Genomic DNA, 20,056 nt, shown 5'->3' with positions numbered 1-20,056 from the left:
GCGCGAAGCCGTTCAACTCCCACCGATGCCGGCGCACATGCGCCCACAAGGCCTGACATGACTAACGCACTCGATCAGCTCAAGCAGTACACCACCGTCGTCGCCGATACGGGCGACTTCCAGCAGTTCGTCCAGTACAAGCCCGAGGACGCGACCACCAATCCGTCGCTGATCCTCAAGGCCGTGCAGAAGGCCGAGTATCGGCCGCTGCTCGAAAAAACCGTGCGCGATCACGCGGGCGAATCAGTCGAGTCGATCATCGACCATCTGCTGGTCGCCTTCGGCACCGAGATTCTCAAGATCATTCCGGGCCGCGTCTCGACCGAAGTGGACGCGCGCCTCTCGTTCGACACGAAGAAGTCGATCGACAAAGCGCACCACATCATCGATTTGTACAAGCAGGCCGGCATCCCGCGCGAGCGCGTGCTGATCAAGCTCGCATCCACGTGGGAAGGCATCCGCGCGGCCGAGGTGCTGCAAAAGGACGGCATCCGCTGCAACATGACGCTGCTGTTCTCGCTCGCGCAGGCCGCCGCATGCGCCGAGGCGGGCGCGCAGCTGATCTCGCCGTTCGTCGGCCGCATCTACGACTGGTTCAAGAAGGCCAAGGGCGCCGACTGGGACGACGCGAAGGACGGCGGCGCGAATGATCCGGGCGTGCAGTCGGTGCGCAAGATCTATGCGTACTACAAGAAGTTCGGCTACCAAACCGAGGTGATGGGCGCGAGCTTCCGCAACACCAGCCAGATCGTCGAGCTGGCCGGCTGCGACCTGCTCACGATCAGCCCGGACCTGCTGCAAAAGCTGCACGACAGCAACGAGAAGGTCGAACGCAAGCTCCCGACGCAAGCGTTCAAGGACGCACAGATCGCGCGCGTGGCCGTGGACGAACCGTCGTTCCGCTTCCAGCTCAACGAAGACGCGATGGCGACGGAGAAGCTCGCGGAAGGCATCCGCGCCTTCGCCGCCGATGCGATCAAGCTCGAAAAGATGATCGAGGAGCTGCGCGCGCGTTAAGCGCGCACGAGCACGCGAAAGCGTACCTGGCCGCAGCAGCCGATTCCTTTTAAAGGGCCGCACATCCACCCTGTGCGGCCCTTTTTGCATGGCACGACAGCCCGCAGCTGGGCGCAAATGCCATTCCCGCATGCGCTCTCGCAAACCCTGGCGACACCGGCTCCCGAAACGCGCATACGGTCACCCGAAGCGCCTAGAATCAGGCCAGCGGCGCAACATGCCGCGCCATCCCCGGCCCCGCCCTGCCGCGCCCGTCACCCAGGTTGCGCGACGCTTCTTCACGGGACCGGCCATCGTGGGACCGCCCACCGGACAAGTCCGCAAGGAAATCGACGATGCAAATCCAGCCCTATCTGTTTTACAACGGCACCTGTGAGCAGGCGATCGCGTTCTACCGCGAAGCGCTCGGCGCGCAGGAGCTGTTCAAGATGCGCTTCAAGGACGCCCCGCCCGACCCCGAGCGCCCGATGCCGCCCGAGTTCGCCGAGAAGATCATGCACGCGACGCTGCAGATCGGCGACGCGCAGTTCATGATGTCGGACGGCGGTTGCATGACGCAGAACGACAAGTTCGCCGGCTTCGGCGTCTCGCTCACGGGACCCGACGCAGCCGCCGCGCAGCGCTACTTCGACGCGCTCGCCAAGGGCGGCCAGGTGACGATGCCGTTCCAGAAGACCTTCTGGTCTCCGGGCTTTGGCATGCTCACCGACAAGTTCGGCGTGCCGTGGATGGTCAGCGCGCCGCATTCCGAAAGTCCCACCGCCTGATTGGCAACCAGGTAGTCACACCTGAGCGGCCCCGGCACGCTCGCGAGCGCGCACATCACACCATGCGGCGCCAATGCGCGCGCTCGATGTTCCATCTCGGCTCGGTTTCGAGGAGCAAGGCACGCAGTTGTCCCACCTGCTCCTCGAAACGCTGTTCGAGCCAGTAAGGCCCTTGCATCTGCGACGCGGTGTCGGGCTGCTGCTGCGGCGGCACTACTGCGGGCATCGCACCCGGTGCCGCGTCGAGCGGGCTCGAGCGCAGCGCCCGCGCCGCCGCCTCCGGATGATGCCGCGTGCCGCCAAAACGCAGCGCCCGGGCCGTCGCCAGCAGCGCGACGCGCACGCTCTCGCCGTACCCCGCGAAGGCCGCCCGCACGCGCTGCTGCTCGTAATGGCCCAAGGCGGTAGCCATCATTTCCAGCGAACTGAGCAGCGCGCGGTGCAGGCGCTGCACCTGCTCGAGCCGCGCGAGCGGCACATCGATTTCCCGCGCCACCGAAGGCATCAGCCCGCGCAATTGCACGAGCCGGGCGTTCAGGCGCCGGAAAGCTTCGACCTGCGCATCGGGATCCACCTGCGCGCCGCTCACCACCTGGGCATGAACGCGCGCAATCTCGCGCAAATTGTCGGCGAGCCGGTAGCGCCACGAGTAGGTGGCATGCAGCGGCAGCGCGAACGAAAACGCCAGCGCGATCACGATGCCGATCATCACGTTGAGCGTGCGCCACAAGCCCGTGTCGATGAGGTTGTCGCCGTGGCCCGCGACGATGCACATCGTGATGGCCGTGAGGAGCGGCACGTAGCCCTCCTTGCCGATCGCATAGTAGCTGCACACCGCCGCGACGATCGCCATGAGCGAATAGGTGAGCCACGTGAAGCCCGTCACCGCCTGCACGATGATGAGCGTGAGGCCGATGAGCGCGCCGAGCACCGTGCCGAGCGCGCGCTCGGCGGCCTTCTTGCGAATGTTGCCGTGGTGCTGGAGCCCGCCGATCACCACGAGCAGCGTGACCGACGCCCAGATGCCGTGCGGAATGTTGATGCCCGTGGTGGCGAGAATCGACACGAGCATCGCGAGCCCGACGCGCACGCCGTGAATGATTCCGGCGTTGCGATAGCGGTAAAACGGCGAGGTGAGCGCGCGCCAGAAATTCTCCACGCGCACCCGCACGCGCGAGCGCCGACGCGGCGGCTTCCCATACGAGGCAGCGTTGGCGCCGTGGCGCGCTGCATCGCCCGAAGCGGCTGCGGGTTCGGTATCGTGGTCGTGATCGGACGTAGTCATGGTGCGCTAGCAGCCTGCTGGACGTGACGCGAGTTAGCGGAAAAAGCGGCCCCTGCAAGCAGGGTGCACCGGAAAAACAAATGCCCGCAACCGTGAAGTTGCGGGCATTGCAGGCGCAACGCGAATTGCGCGGCGGATCAGCCTTCCTGCACGTCGAGATAGTCCTCGGGCCGCGTGCGGTCCACGCCCTTCTGCATGCCGAACAGATGCACGAGCACCGACACCGCCACGGCAACCACGAGGTTCACGATCAGCGACCACACCGCCGCATAGCCCGGCACGGCCACGCCGAACAGGTGCACGACGAAGATCGAGCCCTTGAGGTGCAGCGAAATCGCCATCCATGTGCCAGTGACGATGCCCGCCGCCCAGCCGATCAGGAGGCCGCGCCAGTCGAGCATGCGCGTGTAGAGGCCGAGCACGATCGCGGGCAGCGTCTGGATGATCCAGATGCCGCCGAGCAGCTGCAGCTGGATCGCATACGTGAGCGGCAGGCCCAGGATGAACGCCACCGCCCCCACCTTCACGATCAGCGAAACCAGCTTGGCCACGTTGGTCTCCTGCTCGTGATTCATGTTGCGGTTGATGAACTCCTTGTGGATATTGCGCGTGTAGAGGTTGGCGGCCGCGATCGACATGATCGCCGCCGGCACCAGCGCGCCGATGCCGATAGCCGCGAACGCCACGCCCACGAACCACGACGGGAAATACTGCAGGAACAGCGCCGGCACCGCGAAATTCGGGCCGAAAGCCTTGAAGTACGGCGCATATTGCGGCATGTCCTTCACGCCCGAAGCGAGCGCCATGTAGCCGAGCAGCGCGAGCAGGCCGAGCACGAGCGAGTACGCGGGCAACATCGCCATATTCCGGCGGATGCTGTTGCCCGACGACGACGAAAGAATCGCCGTGACCGAGTGCGGATACAGGAACAGCGCGAGCGCCGAACCCACCGCCAGAGTCGCATAAGCGCTATAGCCGTTCAGGCTCGTCGCATCAGGAGCCTTGAGCAGCAGCTTGGCCGGCGGCACCGCGCCGAAGATATGGCCGAAGCCGCCCAGCTGCGCGGGGATCACGATGATGGCCGCGATGATCGTGATGTAGATGAGCACGTCCTTCACCACGGCAATCATGGCCGGCGCGCGCAGGCCCGAAGTGTAGGTGTAGGCCGCAAGAATCGCGAACGCGATGATGAGCGGCAGGTCGCCGATGAAGCCCGTGGTGTCGAAACCGAGCCCGCCGATCACCACTTCGATGCCCACCAGCTGCAGCGCGATGTAAGGCATGGTCGCGACGATGCCAGTGACCGCGACGGCGAGCGCGAGCACGCGGCTGCCGTAGCGCGCGCTCACGAAGTCGGCCGAAGTGACGTAGCTGTGACGCTTGGCGATGGCCCAGAGTTTGGGAAACACCACGAACGCGAACGGGTAGATCAGGATCGTATAGGGCAGAGCGAAGAAACCCGTTGCCCCCGCACCGAACACGAGCGCCGGCACCGCCACGAAGGTGTACGCGGTATAGAGATCGCCGCCGAGCAGGAACCACGTGACGATCGTGCCGAAGCGCCGGCCGCCGAGCCCCCACTCGTCGATATGGGCGAGGTCGCCCTTGCGCCAGTGGGCGGCAAGGAAGCCGACGATCGTGACGCCGATGAACAACAGGACGAAGACGAAGGTTGCCGTAACGTTCATTGCGCACCCCCTGCCTTGCCGCGGTTCTTCGAGCGACCCTTGGTCTTGAGATAGACGAACACGGTGATGATCGCGCTGATCAGCACCCAGAGCAGCTGATACCAGTAGAAAAATGGGAAGTCCCACAGCGTGGGCTCGACCTTGTTGTACGACGGCACCCAGATCATTGCGATCCAGGGCAAGATCAACAGCCATAGCCAGTGCTTGCTGGCTTTTGCGGCGTCGGCGTCGTGAGCCATGACGTCTCCTCGTTACTTATGTAGTTATGGGGTTTTCGAGGTGGTCCGCCGCCCGATATCGAGCGGCCCCTGGCCCGCGAGATCGTGCCTCGCAAGGTCCCCGAAAGCGCAGAAAAGAGTAGCGATGCCGCAGCGACGGGTCAAGAAGGGCGGACCCCAATTTAGATCATGTTGTCAAGACACGACTGGCGGTGCGTTTGACCCTGAGTCGTCAGCATTTAGAAAGCTTGGTGATCCGAAACACAAAAAAGCCGGCCCCGTTTGTCATGGGGCCGGCCTTGCGTTGCGCGCCGCGATGCCTCGCGGGGGTGCGCGTCAGATGGCGAACGTGTCGCCGCCCTTGTCGTTCTTGTTGCTCTTGCTGTTTTCGGCGTTGGCTTCACGCAGCGCCTTCACCCACTGGTGCGCCGGCAAGCCGAGCTTGCTTTCGAGCAGGCGCGCGCGCTTCTCGAGCGCCGCCCAGCTCACTTCGAGCGCCGGACCCGAGAACGCCAGCGCAATGCGGTTGCCCTCGTGCACCTCGGGCAGCGCGATCACGCGGCCGTCGAACGCTTCCTTCAGGCGCTTCATGTTGCGCACATAGCTCGGGTGGTCGCCGAACAGGTTGATGGTCGCAATACCGGCATCGGTGAGGCACGCGCGCGCCGCACGATAGAACGCCACGCTGTCGAGCACCGGACCGCGCGCGGTCGCGTCGTAAACATCAATCTGCAGCGCGCCGATGGTGCCGTGGTTCGCGCGGTCGTGCACGAAGTCCCACGCATCGAGTTCGCGCACCGTGAGGCGTGCATCATCATGCGGCAGTTCGAACATCGTGCGCGCGGCCACCACGACGGCCGGGTTCAGCTCGATTGCCTCGACCTTCGCCGGACGCAGGTAGCGATGCGCGAACTTGGTCAGCGCCGCAGCGCCAAGGCCCAGCTGCACGATGCGCGCCGGCGTGGCGAGAAACAGCAGCCAGGACATCATCTGCTGAGCGTATTCGAGCTCGATGTGCTGCGGTTTGGACAGACGCATCGCACCCTGGACCCACTCGGTGCCGAAATGCAGATAGCGCACGCCGCCCTCTTCCGAGAACGTCACAGGTGCAAAGCGCGGCTTGCGCGGCGCTTCGATGACCGGTGCGTTGTCGAGGTCGGCATCGGCGTGCTTCGAGGCGTGCTTCGAGGCGGTCTTGCTGCGGGTCTTGCTGAATGCGCGCGCTTCTGCCGAAGCACGCTTGATGAGAGTCGTCATGTGAAGATGTTTTGCTTTCTTGCTTATGAGGAGCAGATGCGGATGCGCAATCCACAGCGTTTTGGGTGCGAGTTCAAACGCAACTTGGGATGCAATGTCGGCCGCAACTGCGCGGGCGACCGAGAGCATAGCATTCGCGGCGCATCGGGCCGGTTTTAGGCGACGGCGAACTCGCCCAGCGCGCGCCATGCCGCGAGCTTCGCGGCAAAATTCATCGACGCATGAGCGGGACTACTGGACGGCATCCGCAAGATGCGAAAGCGCTGCGCGTGCGGCCCGAGAATGCGCCCGCCGATACGCGCCGCCGTGCCGCCGTTGAACGCGATCGCTTCGAGCGCGGGCAGCCCCTCGATCAACGCGATGAGATCGTTGCCTGCGTGGTCGCGGATATTGCCGTCGAGACTGCCCTCACGCCGCGCCTGCGCGACCACGTCCCACAAACCGATGCGATGTTCAAGCAGCGTTTGCAGCCTCGCGTCGTAGGCCATCGCTGGAAGGTTGGCGCCGATCACCTCGCCCACCAGATGCCAAAACCGGTTCTGCTTGTGCGCGTAGTACTGCTGATGCGCCAGCGACGCCTCGCCCGGCAGACTGCCGAGAATCAGTACGCGCGTATGCGCGTCGACGACCGGCGCAAAGCAGCGCTTGATGCTCATCCTCGAAAAACCGCTGGAGGAAGCGGCACATGCGCGGCGCGCGAGGCCGTATGGCCAAGCGGCCCGCGCTCGCGTGCCGAGTGAGTGGCGTGTGCGGGCGCCGCCGGTTGCGCATCGCCCGCCAGACACGCAAGACGCGCCCACAACGCAGGCAGCATGCATTCCGTCACGAGGAGCGGCGCGCCATTGCGCTCGAACACGGAACGGCGCGCGACAAAGACATGCGGCACATGTCCCTGCGTTTCGCGCGCGGCCAGCGCATGCAGCGGATGCCGCGCATTCACGCGCCGGCTCACGAGCGCCGAGCGCGCGACGCCGCTATCGGTGTAAAGCAACTCCGCAAGCGGGCGTGTGCGCAGGCGGCGCATGGCTTGCCAGATACCGTGGCTCGCCGCGCTCGGCGTCGCACTATGCGCGGCCACGAACGGCACGCCGTCGACTTCGAGCACGATCTCGCGCACCCACGCGCGTGCGCGCGGCGCGAGGCCGAGGGCGGCGTATTCGTCGGGCCAGGGCATGTCGACAGCTTCGCGCGTCACGCGCACGACGACATGGCCGAGCGCGCGCAGATGCGCGGTCAGCGAACCACCGCGGGTAAGCCAGTCTTTCTGGTCGGCACTGAAGGCCGCGAGGGGCGCGACGCGCCAGTGCGCGTCGGCGGCATCGAATCGGATGAGCATGGCGCGCATTATAGGCTGCACGCATTTCAATTCGCTGCGGGGCGCAGCGTCGCAACGCAGCGGCGAGAAACCATGCGTCAAAGAAAAATCCCCTTATCGCACGAGGCTGTAAGGGGATCGGCAATTCAACACACGCCTCCTGCAAGCGAAGCGTGTGCTTTCTACATTAACCCGCCCGCGCCAGCAACAACGCATTAGTCCGCTTCACAAAGCTCGCCGGATCCTCCAGCGCCCCGCCTTCGGCCAGCATCGCCTGATCGAACAGCAGATGGCACCAGTCGCCAAAGTCCGCGCTATCGGTACGCAACGCCTTCACGAGCGGATGCTCGGGATTGACTTCGAGAATCGGCTGCATCTGCGGCGCCTGCTGGCCCGCGGCCTTGAGCATGCGCTGCAGGTAACCGCTCATGTCGCCTTCATCGGCCACGAGGCAGCTCGGCGAATCGGTCAGCCGGAACGTGAGGCGCACGTCCTTGGCCTTGCCCTTGAGCGCTTCCTTCATCTGCTCGACGAGCGGCTTGAGCTCTTCGCCCACCTTCTCCTGCTGCTGCTTTTCTTCGTCGTTGAGCGCGCCCAGATCGAGGTCGCCGCGCGCCACGCTCGCGAGCGGCTTGCCGTCGAAGTCGTTCAGGAACGACAGCATCCATTCGTCCACGCGATCGGTGAGCAGCAGCACCTCCACGCCCTTCTTGCGGAACACTTCGAGGTGCGGGCTGTTCTTCGCGGCCTGCCAGGTATCGGCGGTCACGTAGTAGATCTTCGTCTGCTCGGGCTTCATGCGCGCGACGTAGTCAGCGAGCGAGACAGTCTGCTCATCGGTGTCGTTGTGCGTCGATGCAAAGCGCAGCAGCTTTGCGATGCGCTCGCCGTTCGCCTGGTCCTCGCCCACGCCTTCCTTGAGCACCTGGCCGAACTCGGTCCAGAAGGTCGCGAACTTCGCCTTGTCCTCTTCCTTCGCTTCGGCATCGGTTTGCGCCGAGGCGAGCTCTTCGAGCATCGACAGCACGCGCTTGGTCACGCCGTCGCGAATCGCCTTCACGTCGCGACTTTCCTGCAGGATTTCGCGCGAGACGTTGAGCGGCAGATCGCTCGAATCGACCACGCCCTTCACGAAGCGCAGGTAATTCGGCAGCAGTTGCTCGGCTTCGTCCATGATGAACACGCGCTTCACATAAAGCTTCAGGCCGCTCTTGTGATCGCGATTCCACATGTCGAACGGCGCATGCGACGGCACGTAGAGCAGTTGCGTGTATTCGCTGCGGCCCTCGACGCGGTTATGCGTCCACGCGAGCGGATTCATGTGGTCGTGCGCGAGGTGCTGGTAGAACTGCTGATACTGCTCGTCGCTGATGTCGTTCTTCGCGCGCGTCCACAGCGCGCTCGCCTGGTTGATGGTCTCGTACTCGTCCTTCGTGACCATCTCTTTCTTTTCGGCGTCCCACTCTTCCTTCTTCATCTCGATGGGCAGGCCGACGTGATCCGAGTACTTCTGGATGATCGACTTGAGCTTCCATGCCGAAAGCAGTTCGTCTTCGCCTTCGCGCAGATGCAGCGTGATGGTGGTGCCGCGCTGCGCGCGCTCGATCATCTCGACCGAGAACTCGCCCTCGCCGGCGCTCGTCCAGCGCACGCCTTCGCTTGCGGGCAGGCCCGCGCGGCGCGTTTCGACGGTGATCTTGTCGGCGACGATGAAGCCCGAGTAGAAGCCCACGCCGAACTGACCGATCAGCGCCGCGTCCTTTTGCTGGTCGCCCGAGAGCTTGCCGAAGAATTCCTTGGTGCCCGAGCGCGCGATCGTGCCGAGGTTGGCCACGGCTTCGTCGTGGCTCATGCCAATGCCGTTGTCGTCGATGGTGATGGTGCGCGCGGCCTTATCGAAGCCTACGCGAATGCGCAGGTTCGGATCGCTCTCATAAAGCGCGCTGTTGGCGAGCGCTTCGAAGCGCAGCTTGTCGGCGGCGTCCGATGCGTTCGAAACCAGCTCGCGCAGGAAAATTTCCTTGTTGCTGTACAGCGAATGGATCATCAGGTGCAGAAGCTGTTTCACTTCCGCCTGGAAGCTCATGGTTTCTTGTGCCATGGTCGGGAGTCCTCGTTCGTTGCAGTAAGTAAGATCGGCCGCGCGTGCCCGTTGCGCAGCGCTTTGGGCGCGCATATGGGGACGCGCCGCGCCGGTTTCAAGGGTTTTCAGGCAGGTTTCAGGCGAATTTCAGGCGCGCCGCGCCGCCCCGTCCAGATAGCCGGCGAGAAAGGTCGGCAGCGCCGGGTCGCCGCAGTTCGCGATGTTAAAGCGCATCCACGTGGTGGGCGACTGGTGCGGCGAAAAAAGGCTGCCCGGCGTGAGCAGGAAGCCTGCCTCGTGGCCCGCGGCCGTGAGGGCGTCGGCGTCCACGCCGGTGTCGGCCCACAGGAACATGCCCGCGCCCGGCGCGACGAAGAGCTTGCAGCCTGCGCGCTCGAGCATGCGCGCGGCCTTGTCGCGCACGGCGTCCAGCCGCGCGCGCAGGCGCTCTACGTGGCGCCGGTAATGGCCTTCGGTAAGCACGCGAAACAGCACTCGTTCGTTGAGCTCGGGGCTCGTCATGCCCACCAGCATTTTCTGGTCCGCGACCGCCTGCGCCACGTCGAGCGCGCTCGCGATGAAGCCCACGCGCAAATTGGGCGCGAGCGTCTTCGAAAAGCTGCCGAGATAGATCACGCGGCGCAGCTGGTCGAGGCTCGCGAGGCGCGTGGCCGGATAGCCCGCCGGGCAGAGATCGCCGTAGATATCGTCTTCGACGACGAGAAAGTCGTACTGCTCCGCGAGGCGCAGGATGCGAAATGCCTGCGCCGCCGTGAGCGAAGTACCGGTGGGGTTCTGCAGCACCGAGTTGATGACGAGCAGCTTCGGCCGCCACGTCGCCACCAGCGCTTCGAGCGCGTCGAGGTCCGGCCCCTCGGGCGTGTACGGCATGCCCACGAGGCGCGCGCCTTGCGAGACGAAGCGGCCGAACATCTGGAACCACGCGGGGTCGCCCACCACGACGGTGTCGCCGGGCCGCACGTACAGGCGAGCCAGCAGATCGATGGCCTGAGTGACGCCCGAGACCATCACGAACTGCTCGGGCGTCGCGCCGATCTCGAACTCGGCAAGACGCGTCTGCAACTGCTGGCGCAGCGGCAGGAAGCCTTGCGGCGAACCGAAGCCGAGCAGCTGCGCGCCGCTCTGGCGTCCGAGCGAGCGCATCGCCCCCGCCAGCAGCTCACCGTCGAGCCAGCGCGCGGGCAGGTAGCCGAGCCCCGGCCCCTTTTCCGGGTGCGTCGACGAATGGAGCATGTTGCGCAGCAGCCAGACGACGTCGAGGGTGGGCGGCGGCGCGGGCTCGGCCGCCGCATCAACGCCGCTGTCGGGCGCAGCGGGACGGTGCTCCAGCGGCGCCACCACCGCAAGCCGCTCGCGCACATAGAAACCCGAGCCGCGCCGCGAATCCAGGTAGCCCTGCGCGACGAGGCGCTCGTAGGCCTCCACCACCGTGAAGCGCGAGACGCCCTTGTCGAGCGCGAGCTTGCGGATGGACGGCATGCGCATGCCGGGGCGGAACACGCGCTCTTCGATGCGGCGGCGGCCCCACTGGACCAGCTGATCGACGAGTGTGGTCGTGGCGGCGTCGTGCGGCGCCGGAATCTGGTCAAGAGGGACAGACGCATGGGGTACGGACGACATGGCGGCTCCAACTGTACAGAACACTATCGGAGCGATTGTACCGTTACTGTCTGCGACCATACCGGTACATTTCTTCGAATACCGACCGGTAAGGCTCGCATTCCTCTGTCGTGCAATACATCCGCGCGAGCAGGTTTCGCGCCATAATTGAAAGTTCGGCGCCCGTTCAAGCCCTCGTTCCCGACCTCAACAAGGAGACCTCATGGACCAAAGCGATCTCAAGGCTGCCCCCGCGTGGCAACTGTCCGAGCGTGCGATCAAGCTGACCAGCTCGGCGATTCGCGAAATCCTGAAGGTAACGGAACGGCCCGAGGTCATTTCATTCGCGGGCGGCCTGCCCGCGCCGGCGTCCTTCCCGGTCGAGGAAATGCGCGCAGCCGCCGACCGCATCCTGCGCGAGAACCCCACCGGCGCGCTCCAGTACAGCGCGACGGAGGGTTACCTGCCGCTGCGCGAATGGGTCGCCGAGCGTTACTCGGTGGGCGGCGCCAGGATCCGCGCGTCGCAGGTGCTCATCACCACGGGCTCGCAGCAGGCGCTCGACCTGCTCGGCAAGGTGCTGGTCTCGCCGGGCAGCCCCGTGCTGGTCGAAACGCCCACCTACCTCGGGGCGCTGCAATCGTTCTCGCTCTACGAGCCGCGCTACGTGCAGGTCCCCACCGACGAGCATGGCCTCGTGCCCGAAAGCCTCACGCCGGAACTCACCCAGGGCGCGCGCCTGCTCTACGCCATCCCAAACTTCCAGAACCCAACGGGCCGCCGCCTGCCGCTCGAACGGCGCGAGGCGCTCGCCCGCTTCGCGCAGGGCGCGCCCTTCCCGGTCATCGAGGACGATCCTTACGGCGCACTCGACTACGCGGGCCAGCCGCTGCCCACGCTGCTCTCGATGGCGCCCGAACGCATCGTCCATCTGGGCTCGTTCTCGAAGGTGCTGGCGCCGGGCCTGCGCGTGGGCTACATCATCGCGCCCGAGGAGCTGCACTTCAAACTGGTGCAGGCCAAGCAGGCCACCGACCTGCACACGCCGAGCTTCACCCAGCGCGTCGTCCATGAGGTCGTGAAGGACGGCTTTCTCGACACCCATATTCCCAAGGTGCGCGCGCTCTACCGCGACCAGTGCGCAGCGATGCTCGATGCGCTCGCGCGCAACATGCCCGAGAGCGTGAGCTGGAACCGCCCCGAAGGCGGCATGTTCGTGTGGGTCTCGCTGCCCGAGGGCATCGACACCATGAAACTGCTCGAAGCAGCGGTCGCGCAAAACGTGGCCTTCGTGCCGGGCGCGCCCTTCTTCGCGAGCGAGCCGCAGCACAACAAGCTGCGCCTGTCGTTCGTGACCGTGCCGCCCGCAAAGATCGAGGAAGGCGTGGCGACGCTCGCGAAACTCATCCGCGCGCGCCTCTGAGGCGAGCGCGCTACTCAAACCCATCTTCATTTTCACTTTTACTGCGAAAGGACTCCTGATCATGGCTGACCTCAACGTCTACGACCGCCTCAAAGAACTCGGCATCGAACTGCCGACCGCCGGCGCCCCCGCCGCGGCCTACGTGATGAGCGCGCAAAGCGGCAACACCGTGTACCTCTCGGGCCACATTGCGAAGAAGGACGGCAAGGTCTGGGCCGGCAAGCTGGGCGAGTCGCTCACGACCGAGGAAGGCAAGGCCGCCGCTCACTCGATCGCGATCGACCTGCTCGCCACGCTGCATGCCCACGTGGGCGACCTCAACAAGGTCAAGCGCATCGTCAAGCTGATGAGCCTCGTGAACTCGACGCTCACCTTCACCGAGCAGCACATCGTCACGAACGGCGCATCCGAACTGATTGCCGAGGTGTTCGGCGAGAAAGGCAAGCACGCGCGTTCGGCATTCGGCGTCGCGCAGATTCCGCTCGGCGCGTGCGTGGAGATCGAGCTGATCGCCGAAGTCGAGTAAGCATTCGGTGTATAGCTGCCCGGCCTGGTCCGTCGCGACCGGGCCGGGCTTTTTTTCCTTCTGCTCCCCGTTCTCGCGCCATGGCCCTACGCAACGTCCGCTTCAAACAGGTCGACGTATTCACGTCGCATCCCTTCAAAGGCAATCCGCTCGCGGTCGTGTTCGACGCGGACGGGCTCGATACGGCGCAGATGCAAGGCATCGCGCGCTGGACCAACCTCTCCGAAACCGCGTTTCTGCTCGCCCCCACCGATGCGCGCGCCGACTATCGCGTGCGCATCTTCACGACGCAAGGCGAATTGCCCTTTGCGGGCCACCCGACGCTCGGCACGGCGCATGCGTTCCTCGACAGCGGTCGGCAGCCAAAAACGCCTGGCCGGCTCGTGCAGGAATGCGGCGCGGGCCTTATCGAGCTGGCCGCGAAGCAGCGGGCCGGACACGAGGACGATGGTGCGCCGCGCTGGGCCTTCGCCGCGCCGCCCGCAACGATGACCCCGCTGCCCGAGGCGCGATACGACGCGCTGCGCGCGGCCCTGCGCACGGATGCGATCGATTTCAGCGCGCCGCCGTGCGGTGTCGACAACGGCGCGCCGTGGCTCGTCGTGCGGCTCGCCTCGGCGCAGGCGGTGCTCGCGCTCGACATCGATTACGAAGCGCTGGCGAGGGTTGCCACGAGTGTGGGCGCGCAAGGGCTCGCGGCCTATGGCGCGCATGCTGCGCAGGGGCCCGCCACCTTCGAGGTGCGCTGCCTCATGACGGGTCTGGGCATAGGCGAAGACCCGGTGACCGGCAGCGCCAATGCTGCCATTGCGATGCTGCTCGCGCAGCAAGACCGCCGCCCCGGCAGCGGCTATACCGTGCGCCAGGGCACCGCGATGGGGCGCGACGGCCGCGTCTTCATCGACTACGACGATGCGGCAGGCAAGATCTGGATCGGCGGCGCGTCGCTCACGGTGGTGGACGGCACGATTCAGCTCGCATGAGCGACACGCGATCGGCACCCTTGCGATCGCTCTTCTGAACACTTGGGGCGCGCATTCACCGCACGTGGCGCGTCCGTGCCCGCGGGCATGCATTCTGCGTGAACTCGCGCCTATCGCCCGATGCGCGGCATCCCGCCTATGCGCGACGAATAACGGGTGTCGACGTTTGCCCTCGACGGGCGCCTCGACTCGCGTATACCCAGGGAGGGATAGCTTCCTAATTCATTGTCCAACCATTAAGATCCAGACATCGGATACAACGATGCATCCGAGGGTTCTCGTTCGCGCACTCCGCGCTATTTCCACAGCCGTTTCGATGCCGCCGATCCAACCGAGCGCCTTGTTGCCGTCCCGGCCGCCGCATCAGCGGCGCCGCGGTGCGCGCGTACGGCGGGCGCCATGAGCACGCACCGGCGCCTGCTCTCGCGCGACGCCGCGCTGCGCGACGCACCCGGGCCGGCCTACACGCGCCCGCGCACGTTGCTGGCCATCCCGGCGCTCGGCGTGCTGGTGCTGATCCTGCTGTGGGCCGTGATCTTTACGCGCCTCGCGGTCGAGAAGGAAGCCACCCAGCGCGAGGCCACGGCTTCGGCGGCCATCCTCTCGTCGGCGCTCGAGCAACACACGGTTAAGGCGATCCACCAGGTCGACCAGATCACGCGCTTCGTGAAGTACGAGTTCGAGAAGACGCCCGAGCACTTCAATCTCTCGAGCACGGTCGAGAAAGGCGTGGTGCAGAGCGACTCGCTCGTGCAGGTGTCGATCATCGACGAGCACGGCACGCTCGTCGCCAACACCGTGGACCCGAATCCCAAGCCCATCGACCTCTCCGATCGCGAGCACTTCAAGGTGCACGAGCACGAGAACGACGATCAGCTCTATATCAGCAAGCCGGTGCTCGGACGCGTGTCGGGCCACTGGACCTTGCAGATGACGCGCCGCCTCAATCACCCGGACGGGTCGTTCGCGGGCGTGGTGGTGGTCTCCGAAGACCCGAGCTACTTCACGAGCGACTTCTACAACAACGCCGCGATTGGCCGTGACGGCGTGATCGCCGTGATCTCGGACACCGGCGCCGTGCTCGCGCGCCGCACCGGTAACGCCGAGCGCGCGAGCGGCGCGTTCTCGGCCAGCGGCGTGTACCCGATAGCCGAGCACGTCTCGGGCACCTACACCGATCCGATCGACCACGTCACGCGCATCGTCTCGTACCGCCACATCGACGGCTATCCGCTCGCGGTGCTGGTCGGCCTGTCACAAGCCGAGCAGTTCGCCGACTACAACCACACGCGCAACGTCTACCTGATGATGGCGACGTTCATCTCGCTCGCCATGCTGTCGTTCTTCGCCGTGGCCACGGGGTTGATCGGCAAGCTGCTCGGACGCGAGCGCGAGATGTCGCAACTCGTGCAGTACGACCTGCTCACGGGCCTGCCCAACCGCTACGCCACCTTGCAGCGGCTGCGCCACGAAGTCTCGCAGCCCGGTAACCTCGGACACCTCGCGATCCTCTTCATCGACCTCGACAACTTCAAGACGGTCAACGACACGCTCGGCCACAACGCCGGCGACATCGTGCTGCAGATGAGCGCCGCGCGTCTCGCCGACGCGGTGGGTGGCGCAGGCACGCTCGCGCGTATCGGCGGCGACGAGTTCGTGGTGATCGTCAAGGGCGACGAGATCGAGAAACGCGCGAGCGCGCTCGCCGAAGTGACCAACGCTGCGTTCACGCATCCGTTCGATGTGCGCGGCAGCGCCTTCGTGCTGCATGCGAGCACGGGCATCGCGCTGTTCGCCGTGGCGCACGAGAGCGAAATCGATCTGCTCAAGAAGGCGGACCTCGCGATGTACGCCGCCAAGGAAGCCGGCCGCAACTGCTTTCGCTTTTACTCGCCGCAGCTCGCGCACCGCGCCGACCACCTGATGAAGTGGGAGCAGCAACTGCGCATCGCGCTCGGCGAAGGGCAGCTCTTTCTCGCCTATCAGCCGAAGATCGATCTGCGCCGCCGCTGCATCACGGGCTTCGAGGCGCTGGTGCGCTGGAATCATCCGCAGTACGGGCTGATTCCAGCGAGCGAATTCATTCCGGTGGCCGAGTCCACGGGCCTGATCGTGCCGGTGGGCGACTTCGTGATCCGCACCGCGTGCGCGCAGCTCGCGCAGTGGCAACAGCAAGGTTATGAAACGCTCTCGCTCGCGATCAATATCTCGGCGGTGCAATTCTGGCGCGGCGACCTCTACGAGACGGTCGCGCACGCAATCGAGGAAACCGGCATCGCCGCGCACAAGCTCGAACTGGAGATCACCGAGACCGCGATGATGGAGTATCCCGAGCTCGTCTCGGAGAAGATCTTCGCGTTGAAGCGCCTCGGCGTGCGCGTGGCGCTCGACGACTTCGGCACCGGCTATTCGTCGCTGTCCTACCTGAACCGCTTCGCCGTCGACACGCTCAAGGTGGACCGCTCGTTCGTGCAGGCGATTCCGGCCGACCGCAGCGTCTGCGTGATGGTCGCGGCCATCGTCAATCTCGCGCGCTCGCTCGGCCTCACAGTGGTCGTGGAAGGCACCGAGACCGAGGAGCAGATCGCGTGGCTCTCCGCGCTCGGTCCGATCGAGGCGCAGGGCTTCCTGTTCTCGCGGCCCGTGCCGGTGGAGGGCGTGCCCGCGCTGATCGAACGCTTCGGCGTGTGCGGCGCGGCGCTGCCGGGCGCGCAAGACGCGCGCAACGAACGCGTGAGCGACGCGCCGCAATCGCGTTGAGCGGCGCGCGGCGTGTTCCGCCAGCGCCGCTTTACTGCATGATTTCTTGCGCCCGGCGCCCTATCGCGCGCCCGCCCTCGCAAAGCCCCCGAAGAACGCTTGCGCGTTGGCCTCGAGACTTTCGAGGTGATAGCCGCCTTCCTGCACGATCACCGAAGGCAGGCCCAGCGCGCCAATCGCCTGGCCGAGCTTGCCGAACCCGCCGGTGCTCACCGCCACCTTCGACTGCGGATCGTCCTTGTAGATGTCGAAGCCGAGCGCCAGCACGAGCGCGTCGGGCTGAAAGCGCTTGAGCACGCGCAGCGCCGCGCCCACGCGCTCGAAGAACGCTTCTTCCGACGCGCCGTGCGGCATCGGCAGGTTAACGTTGTAGCCCTCCCCCGCGCCCGCGCCGCGCTCGTCCTCGTAGCCCGCGACCACCGGATAGAAGTTGGTCGGGTCACCGTGGATCGACACGTAGAGCACGTCGTCGCGGCCGTAGAAAATCTCCTGCACGCCCTGGCCGTGGTGCATGTCGGTGTCGAGGATCGCCACACGTTTGAAGCGGCCGCGCAGCGACTGCGCCGCAATGGCCGCGTTGTTAAGGTAGCAGAAACCGCCCGCCGCATCCGCGCGCGCGTGGTGGCCGGGCGGCCGGCACAGCGCATAGCTCGCGCGCGCGCCGTCGTTGACGGTCGCCGCCGCCGCCAGCGCGCTCTGCGCCGACCAGTACGCCGCACGCCACGTGTTCGCGCCCACCGGGCAACTGCCGTCGGCGAGATAGCGCGCCGCCTGGGCAAGCACGCCGCGCAGCGGATTCGGATCGCGCACGTAGATGTTCGACATGACTTCGTCGCCCCAATCTTCGGGCATGCGCTTCCACTCAGCATGCGATTCCTCCAGGAAGCGCAGGTAGTTCATGTCGTGCACGGCGGCGATCGGCGCGGTGCCGAAGTCGGCGGGCTCGCTCACCTCGAAGCCGAGCGCGTGCGCAGCAGCAACGAGGCGCGCGGCGCGCTCGGGCACTTCCTGCGGCTCGCGCATCTGGCCGCGCGAAAGATAGGTGCGGGGATGATGGAGCAGCTGTTCGGGATGAAACCAGGTCTTCATGTTCAGTAATCCTTTAGATGGGTCTCATGCACTCGCGTGTTCGCGTACGCAGGCGCGCGCGGCAACCGCGTTGAGCAGCACGTTCGTGCCCGCCGTGACATCCTCGGGCAAGGCATCCTCGGCCTCGTTGTGCGAAAGGCCGTCCACGCAAGGGATGAAGACCATCGCCGTCGGGCAATAGCGCGCGAGGTGAATCGCGTCGTGGCCCGCGCCGCTCACGATACGCTCGTTCGGATAGCCGAGGCGCTCGACCGCGTCGGCCACGAGCGCGACGCACGCCGGGTCGAACCGCGTGGCGGGCGAAGTCCAGCAATGCGCGATCTCCACGCCGAGCCCGCGCGTGCCGCCCACTGCCGCGCAAACCGCGCGCAGGTCCTGCTCCATCGCGTCGAGCTGGGCGTCGTCGGGATGGCGCAGATCGACCGTGAAGGTCACGCTGGCCGCGATCGTGTTGCGCGACGACTTCGCGATCTGCACCTGACCGATCGTCACGAGGCCGAGCGGCGCGTGAGGCGCCATCGCGCGCTCGATTTCCAGCGCCATGTGCGCCGCACCGAAAAACGCGTCCTTGCGGTAGCGCATCGGCGTGGTGCCCGCGTGCGCGGCCACGCCCGACACTGTCACGTCGAACCAGCGGATCGCCTGGCCGCCCGTCACCACGCCGATGGTCGTGCCATTCGCCTCCAGGATCGGGCCCTGCTCGATATGCGCCTCGAAGTACGCATCGACGGCCACGCCCTGCACGGGCCGCGTGCCGCGCGCCGCGCATGCGTCGAGCGCCTCGCCCAGCGTCACGCCTTGCGCATCGCGGCGCGCGAGCGCATCGTCCAGCGTCATCGCACCCGCGAACACCGCCGAGCCGAGCATCGCGGGCGTGAAGCGCGCGCCTTCCTCGTTGGTCCACGAGCAGATCTCGATGGGCTTGTCGGTCACCACGCCCGCGTCGTTGAGCGCGCGCACCACTTCGAGCGCGGCCAGCACGCCGTAGACGCCGTCGAAGCGCCCGCCCTCGGGCTGCGTGTCGAGATGGCTGCCCATCAGCACAGGCGCGGCCTGCGGGTCGGCACCCTCGCGCCGCGCGAAGAGATTGCCCACCTCGTCGGTCCACACCGTCATACCGGCCTCGCGGCACCAGTGCGCGAACAGTTCGCGGCCGCGCTGGTCCTCTTCGGTGAGCGCGAGGCGACGAACGCCGCCGCCCGCCGTCGCGCCGATGCGCGCCATCTCCGTGAGACTCGCCCACAGGCGCGGGCCGTCGATATGCAAAAGGTCATTCATCTGTAAGCCCAGCTCCGATCTGATAATGGCTCATATCTGCACGGATGCCTCAATGCGGCATCTGTGCGGCATCCGTATTGCCTCAACGCGAACTGAGCGCTTCGGCAACCGCTTCGTCGTGCGATTGAGCGGCACGGCGCGCATCGAGCGCGATGATGCACACCAGCGACACGCCTGCGAGGCATGTATAGAACACCGCGAGCGGCCACCATTGGCCCACGTAGCGATGCGCAAGCCAGGTGCCGACGAGCGGCGTGAGACCGCCGGCCACCGCGCCGCACACCTGATAGGCGAGCGAGATGGCCGAGTAGCGCACGCGCGTGGGGAACACGCCCGAGACGAAGCCCGCGATCACCGAGTAGAAGCTCGCCATGCAGACCACGGCGATGGCGATGCCGATCACCATCGGCACGACCTTGCCGCTTTGCACGAGCACGAACATCGGGTACGGCGAAAGCATGGCAGCCAGCGCCGCACACTTGAGGAAACGCGCGCCGCCCATGCGCTCCGCGATCCACGCCGCAAGCGGCTGCGCGAGGAACTGGATGATTGCCACCGCGAACAGGCAGTCGAGAATGAGCGAGCGCGTGATGCCGACGTACTGCGTCGTGTACGCGATCATGAAGGTGTTGGTGAAGTACACGCCCGCGATGCCGATGGTATTCGCGCCGATGCACAGCAGCACGAGCCCCCGCGCCGAGCGGAACACTTCCGCGACCGGCAGCTTCACGGTGCGGCGCTGGTCCT

Annotated in this window: 16 protein-coding genes and 1 pseudogene; 6 read left to right on the top strand and 11 right to left on the bottom strand. The window is 66.0% G+C overall.

Annotated elements, in window-relative coordinates; genetic code table 11:
- Positions 1-57 precede the first annotated feature (57 nt).
- A complete protein-coding gene (gene tal / locus P5W98_RS04600; protein WP_434718388.1) occupies positions 58-1,017 on the top strand; it encodes a transaldolase in 960 nt (319 codons plus the stop codon).
- A 335-nt stretch (positions 1,018-1,352) separates the two neighbouring features.
- Positions 1,353-1,784 (top strand): VOC family protein, encoded by a 432-nt coding sequence (locus P5W98_RS04595; RefSeq protein WP_421023481.1) that lies wholly within the window; start codon positions 1,353-1,355, stop codon positions 1,782-1,784.
- A 55-nt stretch (positions 1,785-1,839) separates the two neighbouring features.
- Here P5W98_RS04595 and P5W98_RS04590 read toward each other — a convergent pair whose 3' ends face one another.
- From P5W98_RS04590 to P5W98_RS04555, 8 genes are all read right to left on the bottom strand, one after another.
- Positions 1,840-3,069, bottom strand: coding sequence for an FUSC family protein (locus P5W98_RS04590; protein ID WP_434718387.1), 1,230 nt, complete (start codon positions 3,067-3,069; stop codon positions 1,840-1,842).
- 137 nt (positions 3,070-3,206) lie between these two features.
- Entirely contained in the window at positions 3,207-4,757 is a 1,551-nt protein-coding gene (gene mctP, locus P5W98_RS04585) for a monocarboxylate uptake permease MctP (protein ID WP_421023479.1), read from the bottom strand.
- A complete protein-coding gene (locus P5W98_RS04580) occupies positions 4,754-4,996 on the bottom strand; it encodes a DUF3311 domain-containing protein (RefSeq protein ID WP_434718386.1) in 243 nt (80 codons plus the stop codon). Before P5W98_RS04580 ends, mctP begins: the two co-directional genes overlap by 4 nt.
- A gap of 315 nt (positions 4,997-5,311) precedes the next feature.
- Positions 5,312-6,232 (bottom strand): spermidine synthase, encoded by a 921-nt coding sequence (locus P5W98_RS04575; protein ID WP_421044153.1) that lies wholly within the window; start codon positions 6,230-6,232, stop codon positions 5,312-5,314.
- A 155-nt stretch (positions 6,233-6,387) separates the two neighbouring features.
- Positions 6,388-6,888, bottom strand: a complete 501-nt coding sequence (locus P5W98_RS04570; RefSeq protein ID WP_434718385.1) for a DNA-deoxyinosine glycosylase — start codon at positions 6,886-6,888, stop codon at positions 6,388-6,390.
- Positions 6,885-7,568 carry a chorismate--pyruvate lyase family protein gene (locus P5W98_RS04565; protein WP_434718384.1) on the bottom strand — a complete coding sequence of 228 codons (684 nt, stop codon included), beginning with the start codon at positions 7,566-7,568 and terminating at the stop codon, positions 6,885-6,887. The genes P5W98_RS04570 and P5W98_RS04565 overlap by 4 nt, the downstream gene beginning before the upstream one ends.
- Positions 7,569-7,734: 166 nt before the next feature.
- Positions 7,735-9,648: a molecular chaperone HtpG gene (gene htpG / locus P5W98_RS04560; protein WP_434718383.1), complete on the bottom strand. Its 1,914-nt coding sequence runs from the start codon at positions 9,646-9,648 to the stop codon at positions 7,735-7,737.
- 129 nt (positions 9,649-9,777) lie between these two features.
- The gene (locus tag P5W98_RS04555) at positions 9,778-11,271 is read right to left on the bottom strand and encodes a PLP-dependent aminotransferase family protein (protein WP_434718382.1); all 1,494 of its coding nucleotides are present in this window, start codon (positions 11,269-11,271) and stop codon (positions 9,778-9,780) included.
- A 202-nt stretch (positions 11,272-11,473) separates the two neighbouring features.
- Here P5W98_RS04555 and P5W98_RS04550 point away from each other — a divergent pair, with 202 nt between their 5' ends.
- The 4 genes from P5W98_RS04550 (at position 11,474) to P5W98_RS04535 (ending at position 16,942) form a co-directional block, all read left to right on the top strand.
- Positions 11,474-12,673, top strand: coding sequence for a PLP-dependent aminotransferase family protein (locus P5W98_RS04550; RefSeq protein ID WP_434718381.1), 1,200 nt, complete (start codon positions 11,474-11,476; stop codon positions 12,671-12,673).
- A 61-nt stretch (positions 12,674-12,734) separates the two neighbouring features.
- Positions 12,735-13,199, top strand: coding sequence for a RidA family protein (locus P5W98_RS04545; protein WP_421023467.1), 465 nt, complete (start codon positions 12,735-12,737; stop codon positions 13,197-13,199).
- Between the two features lie 80 nt (positions 13,200-13,279).
- Positions 13,280-14,182, top strand: coding sequence for a PhzF family phenazine biosynthesis protein (locus P5W98_RS04540; RefSeq protein ID WP_434718380.1), 903 nt, complete (start codon positions 13,280-13,282; stop codon positions 14,180-14,182).
- 399 nt (positions 14,183-14,581) lie between these two features.
- Positions 14,582-16,942, top strand: a complete 2,361-nt coding sequence (locus tag P5W98_RS04535; RefSeq protein WP_434718379.1) for a bifunctional diguanylate cyclase/phosphodiesterase — start codon at positions 14,582-14,584, stop codon at positions 16,940-16,942.
- Positions 16,943-17,002: 60 nt separating this feature from the next.
- Here the strand turns inward: P5W98_RS04535 and P5W98_RS04530 are convergent, their stop codons facing one another.
- From P5W98_RS04530 to P5W98_RS04520, 3 genes and pseudogenes are all read right to left on the bottom strand, one after another.
- Entirely contained in the window at positions 17,003-18,031 is a 1,029-nt protein-coding gene (locus tag P5W98_RS04530; protein ID WP_434718378.1) for a histone deacetylase family protein, read from the bottom strand.
- A gap of 24 nt (positions 18,032-18,055) precedes the next feature.
- On the bottom strand, positions 18,056-19,309 hold the full coding sequence (locus tag P5W98_RS04525) for a Zn-dependent hydrolase (RefSeq protein WP_434718377.1): 1,254 nt from the start codon (positions 19,307-19,309) through the stop codon (positions 18,056-18,058).
- Positions 19,310-19,391: 82 nt separating this feature from the next.
- A pseudogene (locus P5W98_RS04520) lies at positions 19,392-20,051 on the bottom strand (MFS transporter); the annotation flags it as partial.
- Positions 20,052-20,056 lie beyond the last annotated feature (5 nt).

It is taken from the genome of Paraburkholderia sp. A1BS-2L, from assembly GCF_051125205.1.
In the GTDB taxonomy this organism is placed as follows: Bacteria; Pseudomonadota; Gammaproteobacteria; order Burkholderiales; family Burkholderiaceae; genus Paraburkholderia.
The sequence above is the reverse complement of the archived record's forward strand: the minus strand, read 5'-3'. Positions and strand labels throughout refer to the sequence as shown.